At 49.5% G+C, this 19750-nt stretch carries 19 protein-coding genes; 12 read left to right on the top strand and 7 right to left on the bottom strand.

Translation table 11 applies throughout. The annotated features are described in order from the left end of the window. Positions 1-35: 35 nt before the first annotated feature. The gene (locus ABO04_RS08390; protein ID WP_160810215.1) at positions 36-917 is read right to left on the bottom strand and encodes an alpha/beta hydrolase; all 882 of its coding nucleotides are present in this window, start codon (positions 915-917) and stop codon (positions 36-38) included. A 263-nt stretch (positions 918-1180) separates the two neighbouring features. On the opposite strand from ABO04_RS08390, the gene selD reads away from it, so the two are divergent. The 5 genes from selD to ABO04_RS08365 all read left to right on the top strand — a co-directional run bounded on the left by selD (position 1181) and on the right by ABO04_RS08365 (position 5092). Next, a complete protein-coding gene (selD, locus tag ABO04_RS08385) occupies positions 1181-2230 on the top strand; it encodes a selenide, water dikinase SelD (protein ID WP_160810214.1) in 1050 nt (349 codons plus the stop codon). Next, the gene (gene mnmH / locus ABO04_RS08380; RefSeq protein WP_160810213.1) at positions 2223-3419 is read left to right on the top strand and encodes a tRNA 2-selenouridine(34) synthase MnmH; all 1197 of its coding nucleotides are present in this window, start codon (positions 2223-2225) and stop codon (positions 3417-3419) included. The genes selD and mnmH overlap by 8 nt, the downstream gene beginning before the upstream one ends. Before the next feature lie 171 nt (positions 3420-3590). Next, the gene (locus tag ABO04_RS08375; protein WP_160810212.1) at positions 3591-3785 is read left to right on the top strand and encodes a type II toxin-antitoxin system VapB family antitoxin; all 195 of its coding nucleotides are present in this window, start codon (positions 3591-3593) and stop codon (positions 3783-3785) included. Continuing rightward, positions 3782-4171 carry a PIN domain nuclease gene (locus ABO04_RS08370; protein WP_160810211.1) on the top strand — a complete coding sequence of 130 codons (390 nt, stop codon included), beginning with the start codon at positions 3782-3784 and terminating at the stop codon, positions 4169-4171. Before ABO04_RS08375 ends, ABO04_RS08370 begins: the two co-directional genes overlap by 4 nt. 102 nt (positions 4172-4273) lie before the next feature. Further along, positions 4274-5092 carry an alkaline phytoceramidase gene (locus ABO04_RS08365; RefSeq protein WP_160810210.1) on the top strand — a complete coding sequence of 273 codons (819 nt, stop codon included), beginning with the start codon at positions 4274-4276 and terminating at the stop codon, positions 5090-5092. A gap of 353 nt (positions 5093-5445) precedes the next feature. Here ABO04_RS08365 and ABO04_RS08360 read toward each other — a convergent pair whose 3' ends face one another. Further along, the gene (locus ABO04_RS08360; RefSeq protein WP_160810209.1) at positions 5446-5967 is read right to left on the bottom strand and encodes a DUF1269 domain-containing protein; all 522 of its coding nucleotides are present in this window, start codon (positions 5965-5967) and stop codon (positions 5446-5448) included. 300 nt (positions 5968-6267) lie between these two features. Here ABO04_RS08360 and ABO04_RS08355 point away from each other — a divergent pair, with 300 nt between their 5' ends. Next, positions 6268-8340 carry a PhoX family phosphatase gene (locus tag ABO04_RS08355; RefSeq protein WP_160810208.1) on the top strand — a complete coding sequence of 691 codons (2073 nt, stop codon included), beginning with the start codon at positions 6268-6270 and terminating at the stop codon, positions 8338-8340. A 150-nt stretch (positions 8341-8490) separates the two neighbouring features. Here the strand turns inward: ABO04_RS08355 and ABO04_RS08350 are convergent, their stop codons facing one another. Continuing rightward, positions 8491-10629: a TonB-dependent siderophore receptor gene (locus ABO04_RS08350; protein WP_240141486.1), complete on the bottom strand. Its 2139-nt coding sequence runs from the start codon at positions 10627-10629 to the stop codon at positions 8491-8493. Between the two features lie 144 nt (positions 10630-10773). On the opposite strand from ABO04_RS08350, the gene ABO04_RS08345 reads away from it, so the two are divergent. Both ABO04_RS08345 and ABO04_RS08340 read left to right on the top strand, forming a co-directional pair. After that, positions 10774-11466, top strand: a complete 693-nt coding sequence (locus ABO04_RS08345) for a response regulator transcription factor (RefSeq protein ID WP_160810207.1) — start codon at positions 10774-10776, stop codon at positions 11464-11466. Between the two features lie 105 nt (positions 11467-11571). Beyond that, the gene (locus ABO04_RS08340) at positions 11572-11712 is read left to right on the top strand and encodes a hypothetical protein (RefSeq protein ID WP_160810206.1); all 141 of its coding nucleotides are present in this window, start codon (positions 11572-11574) and stop codon (positions 11710-11712) included. A gap of 268 nt (positions 11713-11980) precedes the next feature. On the opposite strand, the gene ABO04_RS08335 is transcribed toward ABO04_RS08340, so the two are convergent. The 4 genes from ABO04_RS08335 to pyrC all read right to left on the bottom strand — a co-directional run bounded on the left by ABO04_RS08335 (position 11981) and on the right by pyrC (position 16922). Next, entirely contained in the window at positions 11981-14170 is a 2190-nt protein-coding gene (locus tag ABO04_RS08335; RefSeq protein WP_160810205.1) for a TonB-dependent siderophore receptor, read from the bottom strand. Positions 14171-14251: 81 nt separating this feature from the next. Further along, positions 14252-15004, bottom strand: a complete 753-nt coding sequence (locus ABO04_RS08330) for a PepSY-associated TM helix domain-containing protein (protein WP_160810204.1) — start codon at positions 15002-15004, stop codon at positions 14252-14254. Beyond that, on the bottom strand, positions 15001-15660 hold the full coding sequence (locus ABO04_RS08325; protein WP_160810203.1) for a DUF4198 domain-containing protein: 660 nt from the start codon (positions 15658-15660) through the stop codon (positions 15001-15003). The genes ABO04_RS08330 and ABO04_RS08325 overlap by 4 nt, the downstream gene beginning before the upstream one ends. Before the next feature lie 215 nt (positions 15661-15875). Beyond that, entirely contained in the window at positions 15876-16922 is a 1047-nt protein-coding gene (gene pyrC, locus ABO04_RS08320; RefSeq protein ID WP_160810202.1) for a dihydroorotase, read from the bottom strand. A 227-nt stretch (positions 16923-17149) separates the two neighbouring features. Here pyrC and ABO04_RS08315 point away from each other — a divergent pair, with 227 nt between their 5' ends. The 4 genes from ABO04_RS08315 (at position 17150) to ABO04_RS08300 (ending at position 19746) form a co-directional block, all read left to right on the top strand. Next, the gene (locus tag ABO04_RS08315; protein ID WP_160810201.1) at positions 17150-17359 is read left to right on the top strand and encodes a hypothetical protein; all 210 of its coding nucleotides are present in this window, start codon (positions 17150-17152) and stop codon (positions 17357-17359) included. A 3-nt stretch (positions 17360-17362) separates the two neighbouring features. Next, positions 17363-17641 (top strand): DUF5395 domain-containing protein, encoded by a 279-nt coding sequence (locus ABO04_RS08310; protein ID WP_160810200.1) that lies wholly within the window; start codon positions 17363-17365, stop codon positions 17639-17641. A gap of 21 nt (positions 17642-17662) precedes the next feature. Beyond that, a complete protein-coding gene (locus ABO04_RS08305; RefSeq protein ID WP_160810199.1) occupies positions 17663-19126 on the top strand; it encodes a putative sulfate exporter family transporter in 1464 nt (487 codons plus the stop codon). A 224-nt stretch (positions 19127-19350) separates the two neighbouring features. After that, positions 19351-19746 (top strand): antitoxin Xre/MbcA/ParS toxin-binding domain-containing protein, encoded by a 396-nt coding sequence (locus ABO04_RS08300; protein ID WP_160810198.1) that lies wholly within the window; start codon positions 19351-19353, stop codon positions 19744-19746. The last annotated feature ends 4 nt before the right edge of the window (positions 19747-19750 follow it).

Raw genomic sequence — 19750 nt, 5'->3', positions numbered from 1 at the left:
AGTTATTTTCTTTAATATCTCAGCAATAGCTGAGATCATCTAAAAACCCTTGATGCCAGTGATTCAATCGCAAGAAAATGCAATAAATAAGGTAGCAGCAGGGAGGGCTTCTCTTCCTGAACTGCGTGACCGACAGCATCCAAAATAACAAGTTCTGAGTTAGGCAGCGTGTCGTGCAGGCGTTTGCCGATAGCCAGAGGTACAATTTCATCTTCTTTGCCCCAGACAATCAGGGTGGGAACAGCCAGACGAGCATAGTTCTTTACAAATTGCTGCAAATCAGGGGGCAATATTTGCCTCGCGGTGGCAAGCAAGGCGTATTTTGCACCTGGTTTGCCCAGGTCAGTCGCATAGTGATCGATGGCGTCCTGTGGGATGAGCGCATCATCAAAATACACTTTCTGCAAAAGATTCTTCACCTGAAAGGCATCAGGCAGACCATACGTTACCAGGGGTCCAAGCACCGGGGTTGCGAGTATTTTTATGAAATCGGGAAGTGCTTGTGGATAGGCCATGCTGTCGATGAGCACCAGGCTCTTTTGCAGACCGGGATGGGATGCAGATAAATAAATCGATGTCACCAGCGCGACCCCACCCCCGTAGGAATGCCCAACGATATGCAAACGCTTCAGATTATTTTCAAGGATAAAGTTTCTGACCAGCCTGGCCTGCTCATACACGGAATAGGCGTCATCACGTGGTTTGGGTGAATCACCAAAGCCTTTTAAATCAAGCGTGATGACCCGGTATTGCTGCGCCAGTGGTTCAATTACATACCGCCAGCTATAGCTGCTCGCACCGAAGCCATGGATCAGCAAGACCGGATCACCAGCGCCAACACTCCGGTGTGTCAGCTGAAATGCATGCCCTTGATCCGGATTACGGTATTGCGCCCAGCCAGGAATGTTCTTGTTCATCACCGCACAGCCGCCAGCATTCAGAATCGTCAGGAACCAGGTGAGTTTCAGGAAGAGATTTTTTCACGTCAGTGCACTATTGCCGATGAAAAATGGCACAAGATTGTCAAACAGCGTCTATATCTGCTCATATGCGCATTTTGAGCCTGTTTTTACAAAATGGATAGTTTTTCAACCTGAATCCGGCTATTGGATGCATCCAGCCACAGCACCCGAGGTTATACTTTCTTTTTCCTGAAAAAAGCTTTCCCTTGAGAACAACCATGCCCTCAGAAAAAATTGCACTGACCCAGACGGTACAAAAAGGCGGATGTGCCGCCAAGGTGGCAGCAACGGAACTGCGCCAGATTCTGCAGCAAATCAGCTTTCCGACCGCACACCCTGCATTGATGGTGGATGGCCGGTATTTCGACGATGCGGCCATCTACAAGATCAATGAAGCAACTGCGCTGGTGCAAACGCTGGATTTTTTCACACCCATTGTCGATACTCCGCAGCTTTTTGGTGAAATTGCTGCTGCCAATGCACTCAGTGATGTGTATGCCATGGGCGGCAGGCCGGTAACCGCCATGGGTATTCTGGCATTTCCGCTGGCTGTGCTGCCCGAACATGTCATTGTCGATGTCCTGCAAGGCGCCAGCGATAAGATTGCCGAGGCCGGCGCCAATTTTGTGGGCGGCCACTCGATTGATGACGATACGCTGAAGTTCGGCCTGTCGGTCACCGGATTTGTCAATCCACATCAGGTATGGACCAACACCGGCGCACGGCCGGGAGATCATCTGATTCTGACCAAGGCACTGGGGACAGGTACCCTGACCGCCGGGATCAAACGGCAACAACTGCAAGAGAAAGACATCGTTGATGCGCTCAACAGTATGACAACCCTCAATAATGCCATCGACTCCCTGTCGCCGGATTTGCAGGCTGCCGTCCACGCCGCTACCGATGTTACCGGCTTCGGTTTTTCCGGCCACACCATGCAACTGGCAAATGCCAGCAATGTCACCCTCAGCATTGAAATCAACAGTCTTCCCCGGTTTGATAAGGCTTTCCACTGCCTGGAAAGCGGTTTCCTGACCAAGGCACACCGGACAAATGCGGAATACACCACACCACACATCGATGATTCAAAGCTGAATGCGCTGCACAAACTCCTGATCCACGATCCGCAAACCAGTGGAGGCCTGTTATTAAGCGTTGCACCTGAAGCCAGCCAGCCCATGCTGCAGGCACTGCACAACCGATTTAAATCTGCTGTGATGGTGGGAACGGTTCAACCACGTCAAGACAAAGCGGTGCGATTTGCATAATCCGGACATCGACATCGATGAATTGACTGCTTTGTTCATCGCAGATACGCCGCTCATCGACGTGCGTGCGCCTGTCGAATTCATGCAGGGATCCCTGCCCGGCGCAGTTAATCTGCCTATCCTCAGGGATGAGGAGCGTGCACTCGTCGGTACCACCTACAAACAACAGGGTTCCGAAGCGGCTGTCAAGCTGGGCTACGAAATGATTTCGGGCCCGGTCAAACACAATCGTCTGCAACAGTGGCTTGATTTCATCCAGCAGCATCCTCAAGTCATACTGTATTGTTTCCGCGGCGGCAAGCGTTCACAGATCACACAACAGTGGCTGAGGGATGCCAGCGTCGACAGGCCCCTGATCACTGGTGGCTACAAACGGGCGCGACAGTTTCTGATCAACACAATTGACCGGTTCAGTCAACACCACACATTGCTGGTGATTACCGGGCCGACGGGCAGCGGCAAAACCCGGTTGATTCAGGAGATTAAGAACAGTTACCCGGCGCTTGATATCGAGGCGCTCGCCCGGCATCGCGGTTCGGCCTTTGGAGGCATGCCAGCCCCCCAGCCCACACAAATCGATTTTGAAAATCAGCTGGCAGTCAATCTGCTTAAACTGGAGCACGCTATCCGGATGGAGCCCACAATGAAAGAAGTGCTGGTGGAAGATGAAAGCCGGCACACTGGCAAGGTATATTTACCCGCCGGTTTCTTCGAGCATATGCGCCGTTCCGAAATCATCTGGGTGGATGAGCCGCTTGAAAGCAGAGTAGATAATATTTTTGAGGACTATATTCTCGCCACCCCGATCGGTCAGACACAACAGGCCCGACGCATAATGCAACCCCTGGCTTCAGCGACGGAAATTCAGACAATACTGCATCAGCAAGCGTTGCTGTTATTCGACAAGTACGCTGCTGCCTTGCGGGCGATCAGCAAAAAACTGGGAGGTGTCCGGTTTCAGGAAATATCACAGGATCTGGAAAACGCACGATCCGACTTTCTGAACAGAAATGAAATTCAATCAAACAGGATTTGGATCACAAAACTGGTGAAATACTACTATGACCCGTTGTATCTCGGCTCCCTGCAACGCCGCCAGGTCAATCCGTGTTTCAGAGGATCGAGGCAGGCCGTACTGCACTATCTTCAGAACCATAGAGATCAAGCAATTCGCCAAGAGCGATTTTGAATTACTTAAGGGAACCTCCGATCGGATCCCAGAGTAAATTGCCTGATCAAGACACAAATCATTCATCTACAGAAAAACAAATTAGCAAGAACAAACAGGCTGTGGAGCTCTTTATATTCTTCCTGTTTCAGGATGTGTATAATTAATTGTTTATATACACATCAATGCCCTATGAGAACTAACATTGTAATTGACGATGAACTGATGTCCGAAGCAATTAAGGCAAGTGGTCTTTCTACAAAAAAAGAAGTTGTAGAACAAGGACTTAAGCTGATAATACAACGCAGCAACCAGCAAGCCATCCGTGAATTGAGAGGCAAGCTTAAGTGGGAAGGCGACCTGGATGAAATGAGAGGAGGCAAATGATATTGGTTGATACCAGTGTCTGGATTGATTACGTTAACGGCAATATTAATGCGCACACAGATGAACTGGATGCTGCCCTTTTCGCTGGCATCGTGGCAATTGCTGATTTGATCTTCCTGGAAGTTCTACAGGGGTTTAAAAACGACAAAGACTATGTGCGGGCAAGGGATCGTTTAGCGAAACTTGATCAATACTCTATTTTAAATAGCACTATGGTTGAACGATGTGCCGAAAATTATCGGACATTGCGTAAAAAAGGAATTACGGTTCGTAAAACAAATGATGTCATTATCGCGACCTACTGCATAGAACATCAATTACCGCTTCTATATTCGGATCGAGATTTTGATCCGTTTGTTAAATATCTTGGATTAAAGAGCTTCTGATTCAATGACAATCCAGGGCATTACAGGTAAACCCGTTTTCCCAAAATAAATGTCAGCTCCGAGTTTATCTGAAAGATGATTTTATGATCTGTGCTGAAAGCTATGAAAGTTCGATTTTATATACTGCTGGGCGTTTTTTTCACAGCACTCCTGGTTGCGGCGATCTTGCCACCCATATCGCAACCTTCTGTATATCATCAATTTGCTGATCAGCGCTCTTTCTGGCTCATACCTAATTTTTTCAATGTCGCTTCGAATTTGATTTTTTTGTTTGTGGGCATGGCAGGTTTGGTTTTCCTGAAACGAGTATCCGCGTTATCTGTACAAAAAACCTTTGCTGTTACATCGGAATGCTGGTCATATTTGGCCATTTTTACAAGCGTCCTGATGGTAAGTATTGGATCGGTTTATTACCACTGGGGGCCAGAGAACAGTACTTTGTTTTGGGATCGGTTACCAATTGCGATAGGAATCATGTCTTTATTAGCAGCAACCGTAACTGAGCGCATTGGGGTCAGGCTGGGCTTACGGATATTGCCTGTGCTAATCATGATTGGGATTACCAGCGTAGTGTATTGGTACTGGAGTGAACAGCAAGGTATTGGAAATCTGAATTTTTATATTGTAGTTCAGTTCTGTTCGATACTACTGATTGTGTTATTGGCGATTTTATTTCCATCGCGTTATACACGAGGCTCAGATATCTATGGCGTGATTGCGCTTTATGGTTTGGCCAAGCTGGCAGAAATTTTAGATAGGGAAATCTACCAACTTGGTCAGATCGTGAGTGGTCATACGCTCAAACATATTTTTGCAGGTTTGGCTGTCTACTGGATGCTTCGTATGCTACAAAAACGGACATTGCGAGTAGAAAATTTACCCGGTTCATCAAATAGAAATGATGAAATAAGTTCTGGGTGAAAGTGGGATATTCTGCTTGCGCAGAGAAAATGGCAGCCTGGATAATCCTCCGGCAATCTCCGTTTCTAACAGTACGCAGCAGTAGAATTCGCTAAAAAATGATGGACTGATTTCTGTCTGGAGGCAATGCCGCCCAAGGCTATGTTGGATCGCTCGTTATTGCAAGTCCAGAGCCAGGCTCCCGCACTGGTCCTGGACGACAGGCAAAGCATACCTTTCGCATTACTTCACTCACGGCAATGCAATTGCTTATTCCATTTCCAAATCAAAACTGACTTTATCGGCTTCACCTTGCCGTATTATTGACACTGTCTGCAGCTCGCCTTCATGCCACTCTTGATTTGGGAATGAAATTACTCAGCCGTGAGACTGTTGGCCAGTGCCTGTTGCAAGCGCTTCTCCTGGTCAGGGGACAGCGAGGTTTTCAGCACCGTACCTTCCAGACCGGATAACTCGGCCAGCACCTTTTCCGGTTGAGCCTTACGCACCAGCACGAACAGGGCGGAGGAATTTGCTGGCAGGGTTTTGCCCAGCGACTTGATGAAGTCATCATTGATACCATAATCGGACAGCGCACCGGACAATGCACCCGCCCCGGCGCCTACCGCTCCACCGATGACCAGGCCGGCCAGCGGGTTAAAGAACAGCAAGCCGATAAAGGCGCCGAACAGGCCACCAGAAGCCAATCCAGAGGAAGCACCCAGACTGACCAGGTTGATGCTCTGCTTCAGGTCAACCTTGCCTTCCTGGTTGCGGGTTACCACTACCGCATCTTCCAGATCAATCAGGTATTCCTGCTTAAGGCTGCGTAACTTCTGCAGTACCTGATCCGCCGTATCAATCTTCTCAAAGCCAACCACGATCAATTCTGCCATGATTCCTCCAATTTAAATCTTGAAATATCCACGTGCATCTGGTGCAACACCAAGTGTAGTTGCTGATCATCACCAGACCCACACCATGACCAACTCAACCGGGTCATCGTGGTTGAGTATGGCATACAAATATTACACTTTTTATCTGCAGGTTAATATTGTGTATCGTATTCTGGTTATTTGGGAAGCACTAAACAAACAGCGTTGTAATTTATGTGTTTGAAATATGATCTTCATAATAACTTAACTTTTATTGTTTACGGTGGCAGTACCTTGACCATAAATTAGAAAGGAAATGCCATGGATGACACACAAATATGCAAGATCGAAACTGATAATGGCGATGAGCCCATGAGCAATCATTCAGAGAATGCTCATTTCTCGTCTATTCTGGAAAGAAGATTATCCCGTCGTGAAGTTTTAGCCGGAGGCTTCGGACTGGCGGTTGCTGGTGTATTAGGTCTGCCAGAATTAGTGAAAGGAATGGGTATCGAAAAACATCCTTTCACGCCCGAGCCAGCAATATCATCCAGACCCTCTGCTGCTCTGAATCCAAAATTGAATTTCAGTGCGATCCCGATTACTCGTTCGGATACTGCTACCATTCCGCATGGTTATAAGGCTCAGGCCCTGATTCCCTGGGGTACACCAATTACCGGTGACTATCCTGAGTTCAATCCGGATGGCAATACCGGGGAAGAGCAGGAACAGCAAATTGGCTCGAATCATGACGGTATGCATTATTTCCCATTCCGGGATAATCCGAACGATCACGGTTTATTATGTGTTAACCATGAATACATAGATGGAAATGTATTTCATCCTGGTGGAGCAACTTTGGCAAACGATCAGTGGCCTGATGATGAAGTCAGAAAGGAAGTTGCGGCCCACGGTATCAGTGTAGTTGAAATTAAAAAAGGATCAGCCGGCGGTCAATGGAACGTCGTGAGAGGAGCCTATAACCGCCGCATCACAGCTGACACTCCGGCGGAAATCCGGGGACCTGTCCGGGGCAGCGATCTGGTTAGAACCAAGTACAGCCCAACGGGTACGGCAACCCGCGGTACCTTTAATAATTGTGCCAACGGATACACTCCATGGGGAACCTATCTGACTTGTGAGGAGAACTGGGCAGGTTATTTTGTGAATCACACCGGTCTTCCGAGAGAGCACAGCCGCTATGGCGTGAGTCAAAGTACCGGGCGCTATCGCTGGGAAACGGCACAAGGGAGAGCAGATGAGTATATTCGTTTCGATGCGTCAGTAAAAGGCAATAGCGCTATCGAAGATTATCGTAACGAGCCCAATACGCATGGCTGGATTGTAGAAATTGATCCGTTTGATCCGAACAGCAGACCCGTCAAGCGCACTGCTATGGGTCGTTTTGCACATGAAGGCTGTCTGCTTGCTCCTCCGAAAAATGGCAAACCTATTGTTTTTTACGCTGGTGATGATTCACAGAATGAATACATTTATAAGTTTGTCACCAAAGCACGTTACAACAAGAATAAGCATGTTAACGGCGATATCCTGGATGAAGGCACGCTGTATGTCGCCCGCTTCAATGACGATGGTACCGGAGAGTGGCTGCCGCTGGACATTAATGACCGTTTTTTCCGCGTCACGGCAATCAACAAAGGCATTTTCTTTGTTGATCAGGCCGATGTGCTGGTTAATACACGCCTGGCGGCAGATGTTGTTGGCGCAACCAAAATGGATCGACCGGAATGGGGGGCGGTTCATCCCCAAACCCGGGAGGTGTATATGACGTTGACCAATAACAGCAATCGGACCACAACTGATGCGCCCAACCCGCGCAGTCCCAATCCGTATGGTCATATCATCCGCTGGAGAGAGCAAGGCAATCAGTCATGGGCAACCAAATTCGAGTGGGATATTTTTGTTTTGGGAGGTCCCGAAGGAGAAGGTCAAGTTTTACCGGGGCAGAATGGTCCTGCTCTGACTCAGGACAATACTTTTGCCAGTCCTGATGGATTGTGGTTTGATCAGAATGGTATTCTTTGGATTCAGACTGATATGAGTGGTTCTCAGCAAGGCAGTGGCCCTTTTGGCGCGAACTCAATGTTGGCGGCCAATCCGATTACAGGAGAAATCAAGCGTTTCATGAGTGGACCGAATGATCAGGAAGTAACGGGGATTACCTCAACGCCGGATGGTAAAAATCTGTTTATCAACTTCCAGCATCCGGGTGATCGCTCACAGCCCAACCAGTTCACCAGTAACTGGCCGGATAGTGGTGCAGTATTCAGACATCCGGGGGATGCGGAGGTTGTTGCTAATCCTACCGGGGCGCGTCCCCGCTCGGCAACGGTTGTCATTACCCGTGAGGATAGCGGTATCATCGGGGTATAAAACTAAAGAACCTCTGATCAAGTCCTCCATGAGTCGCATTGGGATTGAATCAGTGGTTCCTTAGTGAGCTGCTTAATTCTTGAGCCCGGAGTATTACAGGTAAGCGCATTTTATCCAAAGCAGATGGCTTCGGGTTTATTCAGCACTTTCCTAAAAGTTCGCAATTGCCGTCAAACGGAAGATGCGGGGCGCCCCGGGCATAATATTGTTATTATTATGCGCTGATGCGGCATAGTCGACATTCGCCAAATTCTCAATATTGGCCTGGATACGAAGATTCTTGTGGGGCTGCACGAATACCGCGGCATCAAGACGCGTATAGCTTGGTAACAGTACCGTATTATCGACTGACGCATAGATGCTGCTGCGATGGACTACCCCTAAACCAAGCCCAAGATAAGATGTAAAATCATAACGATTCCAGACACTGACTGTATGCTTTGGCACCTGAGCTACAGCCGCTCCTTTCGTTGCGCCTGTAATATTTTTTGTAATCTCCGCATCAGTGTAACCATACCCCCCCATCACGCTCCACTGCGGAGTTATTCGCCCTGTAAGCCCTATCTCCGCTCCTCGAGCACGTTGTCCATCTACTAACATGCTCTTCGTACCTCCCGGATCGGTCGGATCGGTCGCTATCACATTGCTGCGGTCAAGCTGATACAACGCTGCCGTCAATGCCAGATCAGGACGAATATCCCATTTTGCTCCCAATTCCAGGTTCATGAATTTTTCCGGCTTCAATGCTTTATTACTCAGCGAAAGAGAACCCAATTGATCACCCGCACGTGGTACGTAAGCCAAACTGTAATTACCGTAGATGGAAAGGGGTTCTATCGGTTTATAGATCAACCCCACACGTGGAGAAATCAACCCATCACTGGAATGCACTTTCTCACCGCTATGATTATTCACAAAAGTGGCATCAAAATTATCGTAACGAATACCCAACACTGCCTTAACCTGCGGGATGATTGTAATCTGATCCTGGGCATAGACGCCTATTGCTTCGATTACACCATGATTGTCTCTCGAAACATCTGGTCTGAACGTTATAGGCGTGTGCGTAACCGGGTTTAGGAAAGATACTTTTGTACTTCGGCTGGTATTATTGAAATAACCGTTATTACGAGAGTAGTCTGTCACCTGACGGCCATATTCTACGCCAGTCATGAATTCATGCCCTATTCCCCATGTATCCAGCTTGAACAGTACATCTGTCTGCGTAAATATGTTTTCCCGCTTGGTTGCGTCGTTATAAGCCCCTAAGGATACGGTGCCTGTTGCATCCTCAGCTGTTGCTTGTCCGCTCGCAAATACATTCTGATAAAACTTGTCATAATTCGCGTAACGGGTACGGTTACGTAACTTAATACCGCTGTCAAACGTATGCTCAATCAGGGAATTAAGCGACCAGGCATCTACATGCGTCGGACTGTCGTCCGGATTGCCGAAAAATGTGGATCGATCAATATCTACCGGCCGACCAGAATTCACGTATGAAGGAATACCTCGATCTGCTGTTCTACGATCGTAGAAATATTCCCCACTCAATACAACTTTGGTTTTCTCGCTCAACATGAAGGTGGCCGTCGGATTTATCCCCCAGCGTTTCAGTTCGACTCCATCCCGATAGCTGTCCGAATGTTCGTACATCGCATTGAGCCGGGTGGAAACCATACTGTTGATCGGTTGCCCTATATCAGCAGTAAACCGTTTATGGCCAAAAGATCCAAATTGTCCGGTAAACTCTCTGACTGGCGTCCAATCAGCCTCTTTGGTAACGCGATTGATCACCCCGCCCGCACCACCACGCCCAAAAATCATCCCGTTGGAACCCTTCAACACCTCAACGCGATCTATGTTGTAAAGATCACGATAGTATTGAACGTCATCGCGCAAGCCATCGACAAAAAAATCACCCGTCGAATTATTGCCACGGAAAATCACCGCATCCCGATTACCCTCTCCTTGTGAAGCGACAACACCCGGCACGTACCGCACAACATCGGTAAGACTCAGCATGTTCTGATCCCGAATCATGTCCTGCGTAACCACTGTGATAGATTGGGGCACATCACGCAAAGGAGTATCGGTCCTGGTTGCACTGAAACTTTTCTTTGCTACATAACCATCTGTTGGCTTAGGCTCGGCATCTGCCGAAACTTCAACAGCAGGCAACACTGTCAGATCACTGCTTGTCGACTGAGCCCATGTAACCTGAGTCAAAGACAAGGTAAAAACAACAATTCCCGTGCCGCCCAACATACGGCGAAATACCAATTTCATTCAAATACTCCGGTTTTAAAGTGTCAGCAAGAAATGCTCATTCCCCGCGATATTGATATCATAAACATAAACAAAAATCGTTCTTATTTTGATATGATACAAACTGAAATGTCGTCGTTTTGTCAGCAACATATGAAATAAACCATGAACCCTTCTTTTCAAGCTCGTATTCTCATCCTTGAGGATAACGTCAGCCTCATTGCTAATCTTTTTGCCTACCTGGAACCACGGGGATACCTGCTGGATGCGGCCCAGGATGGCCTCGCAGGTCTTACGCTTGCACAGCGGGGGAATTACCATGCGCTGATCGTTGATTGGGGATTGCCGACGAAGGAAGGAATAGATGTCATCCGCACGCTGCGTGCACAGGATTACCACGTACCCATTCTCATGCTGACCGCCCGTGACGATCTTGATGACAAGATTGCCGGATTCAAAGCGGGCGCCGATGACTACCTGACCAAACCATTTGCGCTCGCAGAGCTTGAGGTACGCATCGAAGCACTGCTGGCCCGGAGCCGTGGCAGAAGGCGCAAGCTCACTGTAGGCAACCTTTCATTCGATCTGGATACGCAGCACATCTGGCGCGGATCGCGGCAAATATACCTCTCCGCAAGCGAACGACGGCTTCTGGAAGTGCTGATGCGCGCAAGTCCGTCAGTTGTTTCCCGCACCGAACTCGAAGAAACGCTTTGGGGTGATGAACCACCGGAAGGAAATATTCTGCGCTCACATATGTACGAGCTCCGGCGGGTAATAGACATAGCGCAGGAAGAAAAACTGCTGCACACACTCCGATGTGTCGGTTATCGCCTTGCTGCGCAGGAACAAAACTGATGGCAACTGAAAACCTGCGACGAAAGATCACCACTGGGAATACTGGCATATACGCTACTGCTCTCATTCGGAATCACGGTTTACGGCATCGCCATGATCAGGAGTATGGAACATTTCATCCAGGAGTCGCTACTACAGGGTGATTCGAGACATTTCCAGGAACGTCAGCACACCGATTCCGATTTCATGACAATGGATACCAGTCCCATGGAAAAGGCGGAACTATCACCCGTCCAATACGGATAGCGCATCCAAATCGAGCCATATGCGCCGGGAGAAGCCTGGGCCATTACCGAATGGCTCAAAGCCTACTTCGCTCAGCTCGATGATTTTGTGGAGCGCAAGCGCATACATGCAAAACCTGATCTCACTGCTCCTGATCCTCGCAAAACGGCTGCCAGTTGATTGGCAGCCGTTGCTGGGATTCTTCAACATGCGACCAGTACCTCACTTATATTCGAACGGATAGCCTGTCACATCCCAACTTTACTGCAACTTCGTCTGGGCATACTTTTCAATTGAAATTCAAACGAATGGAGCCGAACACACTCAACGGATTACCCGGTAATGCGCCTGCAAATGTCGGGTTGGTGTAATACGTTTTGTTGGTCAGATTCTTTACGTTGATCGCGAGATCCACTTTTTTGATGCTGTAAGAAGCAGCTGCATCGAACACGACATAAGAAGGGACTTTCAGAAGATTCAAATTGTCAGCATAGGAATCACCTTTGTAGGTAGCTCCGAATCCAAACGTCAAACCACGCGCAAAACCGCTTTGTATCTGGTAAGTGGCCCACAAGTTGCCCATGTAGGTGGCAACCCCGGTGGGACGAGTTCCATAGACACTTCTGGTAATCCCCAGTACGGAATTGGTAGCCACATTTCTGGACAGGGTTTCCGGATCCATCCATACTCCGGTACCCATGATGCTGAGACCATCCAGCGGACGGACATCCAAAGATACCTCCACGCCACGTGACCGATTTTTTCCATCCTGAGTGGCTATCCCGCCAGAACCCGGCAGAGTAACAAAATAATTGTCACGATTAGTCTGAAACAATGCTACGTTCAGATCCGCCTTACCATCCAATAGCGTGGCTTTCGCCCCCACTTCTATCTGATCCGATGTTTCCGGAGCCGTGGATACCGCATGCGCCTCAGTGGCAAGATTAATGAATGCTCCGGTACTATATCCTGCGTAAAAAGCCAGATTCTTAGTGGGCTGGTAAACGCCTCCGGTTGAATACGTCGTTATAGATTTCGTCCGGGCAATTTCACGATATTGATAATTGCCGGAAATGGTCTGGAAACCCTTGTCACTGTAATCTACGAGATCATTCCGGATTCCGAGCCGAAGCTTGAACTGATCAGTCAGGTCAATTTGATCCTGAGCATAAAATGAAACCTGATCACTGCTGATCCGACGGTCAAAACTACGTGTGATGTTCACTTCAGGTCCGTTCAATGACGTTTCAACCACCGGCTGCCCGATCTGCAGATTGGGCAGCAGATATAAGTTCCGCATGGCATCGATATCGACATTCTTATACTCGAAACCTCCCAGGAAAGTGTGTTTTACCGGCCCGGTGACCGTTTTCCAAGTAAATTCATTCTGCAATGTCGTATAGCCGGCATCGTCGAATTGCTGATATCCGGTACGGGATGTACTGACGCCCATGGCATTGAACTGATTTCCTCCGGCATTTCGCGCCAGTGCAAGTGTCCGGGCATCATAAACAAATGCAGTGCGCATACTCAGGGCATCCGATATTATCCAGTCATGCGTAACGCCAAGACGGTTGATTGTCTGATCCGTCTTGTTGAACGGGCTGTAATAACGGGTTCCGCGCGAAACATCTGCTATTTTTGAATTCGCATCAAAAAGTATGCCATAGTTATCAGGCTTGATTTTTATCTCTCGATGATCGTAATCGATCAGAAGCGTTTTATCAGGCGCCAGGTGCCAGATAAAACTGGGAGATACCTCGACGATATCGCGCTCGAGCCCACGATAACCATTGGTATGCTCCGTATCGACAATCAGGCGACCAGCCAGTTGCGGCACATGGGGAATGGCACCGGTTGCATCGAGAAATCCATTGACTGTTCCGAAACTGCCCAGCATGGTACCGACAGACAAGCCGAACCTGTTCTGCGGTTTCCTGGTAATCATGTTGATGACCCCTCCAGGACCAGCCACACCGAACAATGCAGAGCCCGGTCCCTTCAAGACTTCGATCCGGTCGACATCGTACATGGTACGAAAATAGTTATTTTGTGCCCCTCCATCAGGAATGTTGTCACGCAGAAAACTCAGCGACAGTCCGCGTGAAGTGAAAGCATTCGAAAATCCGTACCCTCCCCCCATATGCGGTTGAACACTGCTGACATTGCGCATCGCATCATTCATATCAGTTGCTCCCTGCTCCCGCAATACAGTTGCCGGTACAACAGCAATGCTGGCAGGAATATCCCGGGAAGGCGTATCAGTCTTGCTTCCTGTCGTTGCCACATCTTCCATTGAGCCAGGACGAACCTGTTCCGTTGAAATCTTTATTTCCGGCAGCTTGGATTGCTTTTCCGTTTTTTTCTGTGGATCGATATTTTCCTGGGCCTGAGCAGCAACATGGAATGAGGTAAGTCCCCACATCAGCGGCAAAACCACAGGAAATGATAATAATTCAAACCTGCATAAACTTTTCATTGATTACTCCAGCCTCTTTTCTTTTTTAATAATTAGCTGGCTGGAAGCAACAATGGCTTTGGCTGGCTTGGATAAATACTCTTATGACAGGGACAACGCTCTGAAAATAAGCGTGACAGCCACCGTAAAAACTGTACCGGCCAGGCCCAGTGCCATGAGGCGTGGACCATGCAGGCGACTCCACAACAAAGTGCCGGTTATTGCAAGTACCAGCAGAGCACCGGCTAACGTATCCGTGAGCAGTATCCAGATATTGGACATACCGGTTCCCTTGTGAAAGTTAGCCAGGGTCGCCCAGGCATTCGCCTCTTTCTGTTCTATACGGGCATCCACATCACCTTTCCAGTATTCTGCATTCAGACTGAGATCAGGAGTGAGCAGCATGATGTGCCAGCTCTCCGGTTGCATGATCTGCCCACCTCCCCATGGCACAGGCCCTGCCGGTTTCTGCTGAATACGGGATCTGGCGTGGGACAGTTTGAATCTTTCACGCAGCCAGGCCTCCAGTGTTGCAGGCGATTGCAGGCTCTCCGCAGGAGGTGTCAGCGTATGGCGTGTTTCATGCTGCGCAGCAAGCGGGATCTTCATCTCACTCCGGTGATTCAGCAAGATACCAGTCGTTCCGAACAGCAAGCCCAGCACTGCCCCCCACAAACCTGTCCAGGCATGTATACGGCGCAGCCAGACCAGGAAACGGGCTTGTCTCATTCCTTGCGGCAGGAACAAATAGCCACGCGGCCCGGCAGGATGCGGCGAGACGGATACACGATCCACCGATTGGCTGGATGTTGCCGCACTGGCAGTTGCCTGGTTTTCCGAGTTCAAGGTACTCACCGGTAAAGCGTCAGTGTCGTTTTATGGCTTTCCACGACATAAGCTTTCCCCTCGAATTCACCCGGTTTATTCAGCTCATATTTCGCCTCGATTACATGAAGGCCCGGTTCCAACCCGGGGAAAGTGATCTCACCTTTCTCATCCGTACGCAGATGTTTCTCCCATCCACTCGGTGCGATAACGATAACTTCAACATTGGATACAGGATTGCCCATGAAGGTCAAACGCAGCAGATTGCCATCATCCTGTATATCGAGCGGCAGGCTGCCACCTTTGCCCAAGCGGGCATAAAGATATCGCCTGTACACAGGAGAAGGAACTTCACCCTGTGGCTCACGTATGGATTGCCTGAGCGATTGCGCCAGTACAGCAGTACCTGAATCACCCGTACGGGAAATCGTGAAATGGTTATCCACAAGAACTGCTTCGGCCTGCTTCTCCTTACCATTTGTATCGATCAGCATAATTACCGGATCAATGATGCCATCCAGTCGGCCAGGAGAAGTCTCACGAAGATTCTCAGCATATTCACCAAAATAAAGTCTGGCTCCGGCATTATCACTCTCTAGCCATAACGCATGAGCCATCACATTGAAACCAAGCAGGCTACCCATGACAGCACTACCCACAGCAGGAATGATTGGTATAAATTTCATTAGATTTAACTTTCTATGAATTGAATAATAAACGAATGGAGAATAATTACTGTTTGCGACAGCGGTATATGATACACGTTGAAATGTCGGTTTTTTGTCAGAAGCAGCTGAAACCAATCACGCAAAGTAGTTGTTCTCGACTGGTTTCATCAGGCTGTCCCCCGAAATATCAGATTGAATGATCGCCTCATCCAGCAAAACAGCAGATTATTTAATTAGTTTCCCACCAGTTTCCAGCACACCTGCCCCCCCGCCCCGAGGGGTATCAGCACATCCTCGCCGAATTCGATTTGCGCCGGAATCTGCCAGCTTTCCCTGATCAGCGAGATCTGCTCGCTATTACGCGGCAGCCCATAAAAATCGGGGCCGTGAAAGCTGGCAAAGGCTTCCAGACGATCGAGCCGGCCGACCTGCTCGAATACTTCAGCATACAGTTCGATGGCGGCATGCGCACTGTAAATGCCCGCGCAACCACAGGCGGATTCTTTGGCGCTGACTGGATGGGGAGCGCTGTCGGTACCGGAAAAAAAACGGGCATGGCCACTGGTTGCTGCTTTCAACAGCGCCTGGCGATGCACCTCCCGTTTCAGCACCGGCAGGCAGTAATGATGCGGACGCAATCCACCAGTAAACAAAGCGTTGCGGTTCAGCATCAGATGATGAGGAGTGATGGTGGCGGCAATCCGGCCGGAAGCTGACTGGACAAACTCGACAGCCTCCCGGGTGGTGATATGTTCAAACACGATGCGCAACCCCGGAAAGCGTTGCTGCAGCGGAATCAGCACGCGATCAATGAACACTTTTTCCCGATCGAATACATCTACCGCAGGATCGACCACTTCCCCGTGTACCAGCAAAGGCAGATCGAGTTTTTCCATTTGCGCCAGCGCTGCCCCGCAGCGCGCAATATCCGTGACACCGGCATCGGAGTGCGTGGTTGCTCCGGCTGGATACAGTTTTACCGCCTGCACAAAGCCACTCTCTTTTGCCCGGGCAATTTCTTCGGGTGGCGTGGCATCCGTCAGATAGAGCGTCATCAGCGGCTCGAACCGCCCGGCCAGCCCAGCCGGTAAGGCAGACAGAATACGCGCACGGTAGGCAGCTGCCTGTTCGGTCGTCACGATGGGCGGCTTGAGGTTCGGCATGATGATGGCGCGCGCAAAACGCCGGGCGGTATCCGGCAACACCGACCGCATGGCATTGCCATCACGCAAATGCAGATGCCAGTCGTCCGGACGGGTAAAAGTCAGTTTGTCTGCCATATCGTTCAATTTGTTGCCTCGCTGATTCAGAATAAGAATCAGCCACTATATGCCATCCAGCGCTATGCGGCACGCAATCTGAGACGTCCAGTCTTCAGATCGACCCGCATGATGGCTATGGACATGCCGCTTCGGACGCGGGATTATGTGTGCTAAGGTTAAACAGCTCCTGAGCGCGAATGACATGCATTTTCCGATCGGGAATATTTTTCTATGCGAGAACGACAATGACGACAACACATGACACCAACAATGGGGTTTATGACCCTGTCCCTGAGAACAACGCAAGCAAACTGATACCTGATCAATCCGTACTGGGAGAGCCCGAACCCTGGGAAAGCTGGGAAACCAGCCTGTGCCTGTGGAGTATCGGCATCGGTATCGCAGCGCTCATTATTCTGGGCATTCTGGTGGACTGGTTCCTGCTTCCGGGATAAAGAATGAAAGCGGATCTGGAAGTCCGGTTGATCCATAACGGCATCAGCTGGATTGCATACCATCAGGATTTTAAAGCTTGCGGACACACTCTGGCAGAGCTGGATGAAGATCTGGCCAGGCATCTGTTGAACAGGCAATTATTTCCGGAAAATAGCTGCGTTACGGTCTTTATGGTGTTCGATCACAGCTGCATTCCCGCTTGGATACGCCAGTACGCCTACCATTATTTCAATCGCCACATCCGCCTGGATTTGAAATCAACGGTAGCACTGGTGCAATAAACACAAGGAATAAGAAAAAAAATGTACGCAATAAATGACAAATGGTATTCGGGCATGGCCAGAACCGAAGACTGGTGGGCAGTCTGGCTGGGATTGATCATGTTCATGGCAAGTGTCAGTTCTCTCTGGGGGTGGGAGCTGACCGGCTGGATGGCAAAGCCCGAAACCTGGGTATGGGGAGAATTCTCTCTGGAGAATGTATTGAAATCCAGTGGCACACCACCATGGCATCCGGCATTGTCACTTTTGATGACATATCTGGTATTCACTGCCCTGACCTGTCTGGCTGCATGGTCGATGAAATTTGACCTGAAACAATTTTTTGTCAGCTGGAGCATCCTGTTCGCCATGACCTGGATCATCTGGATCATCGGCCATGAAGCTCATTTCAAGGCCTCTGTGTATGAAATGGATAAGTACGGTATATCCTGGGGGCTGTCGCTTGGCAGTGGTTTCTCTTACCTGCTGGCGCTGCTGGTCGGGCTCATCATTGGCAATTTTTTCAAAAATACCGCTCGCTTTCTCAGCGAAGCCGCCAAACCGGAATGGTTCATCAAAACAGCCATTGTTTTTCTGGGAATCAAAATCGGCATCATGTCGATCGAAGCAGCCGGCTTCATTACCGAGCTGGTCATCACTGGGATGGCTGCCACCTTTGTTGCCTATCTGTTGTTCTGGCCAATCGTCTATGCACTTGGCCGCAGAGTATTCCACTTGTCACGGGATGCCGCAGCAGTCTTTTCTTCCGGCATTTCCATTTGCGGCATATCGGCTGCCATCGCCACCGCCGGTGCCATCCGTGCCCGCCCGGCGCTCCCGGTATTCGTCTCGATCCTGGTCGTAATCTTTGCCATGTTCGAACTCATTATCCTGCCAGGATTTTATACAGCGGTCGCACCGGAGCAACCGATCGTCAACGGCTCTGCTCTGGGACTGACAGTCAAAACCGATGGTGCCGACGCGGCTGCCGGTGCCATGCTGGATGAATTGATGCGCGCCAATGCCGAAGCCAACCTGGGTATCGTCTGGAAAGAAGGCTGGATCCTGATGGCATCCCTGACCACGAAAATCTGGATCGATATGTTTATTGGTGTCTGGGCCTTCGTTCTGGCATTGGTATGGGTCTATAAAGTGGAACGCAAACCTGGTCAATCCAGAATCGGACTGATGGAGATCTGGCATCGCTTCCCAAAATTTGTTCTGGGTTATCTGCTGGTCTGGATTTCGTACATTCTGCTCGCCTCCAGCGGAGAAGAGGCTGCTGAAACTTTGCATAAAGCTGCTGCCTCAGTCGAAGGACCAATGCGTAACATGATGTTTATGCTCACCTTTATCAGCATCGGCATCATCACCGATTTCAGCAAACTCAAAGGGATGGGCAAACTGGCACTGCTGTATGCAATCGCGCTGTTCGGCATCATTGCGCCAATTGCTTACGGCGTCGCATGGATATTTCATCGCGGCATGATGCCGCCTGTTATCTGAAGGCATTGCTGCACAAGAACAAATCAGGGAACCTCTGAAAAACGTTAGCAAGGCAGTCGGCTCAAGGCAAAAGTCGGCGAGAAAGCGTAGCTGACGTGGCAATTCAGTATCGGCGTCAGCGTTACATTATGCCTAGTATTGTTTTGTTAAATACGTTTTTTGTATAAATAGCAACAAATACACTATACTGATCTACAGCATCAGTTCAACACGAGGAACAGGCCATGACAGCCATTACCAGACGAGAGGAAAGTACATCCCGTGATCGCGGCGCACTCGCCAGGATGGTCATGACATTGCTCGATCACTGGCAATTGAGCACGGAAGATCAGGCAGCCCTGCTGGGTATCGCTGCCAGTAACCGGGCTGCACTGGCACGCTATCGCAAGGGTGAGGCCATTGGCACCAGCCGGGACCAGTACGAGCGGGTAGGCCACCTGTTAGGGATCCATAAAAACCTGCGTTTGTTATTTCCGCAGAATCGGGATCTGGCGTACCGCTGGATGACCACTCGCAATAAAGCATTCGGCAACCTGACCCCGGTCGAGGTGATCAGGGAATGGGGCTTTGCCGGGTTGCTGATGGTGCGAAGCTACCTGGATCGTGCTCGTGGTGCTTGAATCG

This window comes from Nitrosomonas sp. HPC101 (assembly GCF_009833125.1).
Taxonomy (GTDB): Bacteria; Pseudomonadota; Gammaproteobacteria; order Burkholderiales; family Nitrosomonadaceae; genus Nitrosomonas.
The sequence above is the reverse complement of the archived record's forward strand: the minus strand, read 5'-3'. Positions and strand labels throughout refer to the sequence as shown.

Excerpts from the sequence above, each read along its gene's own strand:
- ABO04_RS08390 (WP_160810215.1), bottom strand. The coding sequence starts at position 917 with ATGAACAAGAACATTCCTGGCTGGGCGCAATACCGTAATCCGGATCAA.
- selD (WP_160810214.1), top strand. The coding sequence starts at position 1,181 with ATGCCCTCAGAAAAAATTGCACTGACCCAGACGGTACAAAAAGGCGGA.
- ABO04_RS08375 (WP_160810212.1), top strand. The coding sequence starts at position 3,591 with ATGAGAACTAACATTGTAATTGACGATGAACTGATGTCCGAAGCAATT.
- ABO04_RS08370 (WP_160810211.1), top strand. The coding sequence starts at position 3,782 with ATGATATTGGTTGATACCAGTGTCTGGATTGATTACGTTAACGGCAAT.
- ABO04_RS08365 (WP_160810210.1), top strand. The coding sequence starts at position 4,274 with ATGAAAGTTCGATTTTATATACTGCTGGGCGTTTTTTTCACAGCACTC.
- ABO04_RS08360 (WP_160810209.1), bottom strand. The coding sequence starts at position 5,967 with ATGGCAGAATTGATCGTGGTTGGCTTTGAGAAGATTGATACGGCGGAT.
- ABO04_RS08355 (WP_160810208.1), top strand. The coding sequence starts at position 6,268 with ATGGATGACACACAAATATGCAAGATCGAAACTGATAATGGCGATGAG.
- ABO04_RS08350 (WP_240141486.1), bottom strand. The coding sequence starts at position 10,629 with ATGAAATTGGTATTTCGCCGTATGTTGGGCGGCACGGGAATTGTTGTT.
- ABO04_RS08345 (WP_160810207.1), top strand. The coding sequence starts at position 10,774 with ATGAACCCTTCTTTTCAAGCTCGTATTCTCATCCTTGAGGATAACGTC.
- ABO04_RS08340 (WP_160810206.1), top strand. The coding sequence starts at position 11,572 with ATGGAACATTTCATCCAGGAGTCGCTACTACAGGGTGATTCGAGACAT.
- ABO04_RS08335 (WP_160810205.1), bottom strand. The coding sequence starts at position 14,170 with ATGAAAAGTTTATGCAGGTTTGAATTATTATCATTTCCTGTGGTTTTG.
- ABO04_RS08325 (WP_160810203.1), bottom strand. The coding sequence starts at position 15,660 with ATGAAATTTATACCAATCATTCCTGCTGTGGGTAGTGCTGTCATGGGT.
- pyrC (WP_160810202.1), bottom strand. The coding sequence starts at position 16,922 with ATGGCAGACAAACTGACTTTTACCCGTCCGGACGACTGGCATCTGCAT.
- ABO04_RS08315 (WP_160810201.1), top strand. The coding sequence starts at position 17,150 with ATGACGACAACACATGACACCAACAATGGGGTTTATGACCCTGTCCCT.
- ABO04_RS08310 (WP_160810200.1), top strand. The coding sequence starts at position 17,363 with ATGAAAGCGGATCTGGAAGTCCGGTTGATCCATAACGGCATCAGCTGG.
- ABO04_RS08305 (WP_160810199.1), top strand. The coding sequence starts at position 17,663 with ATGTACGCAATAAATGACAAATGGTATTCGGGCATGGCCAGAACCGAA.
- ABO04_RS08300 (WP_160810198.1), top strand. The coding sequence starts at position 19,351 with ATGACAGCCATTACCAGACGAGAGGAAAGTACATCCCGTGATCGCGGC.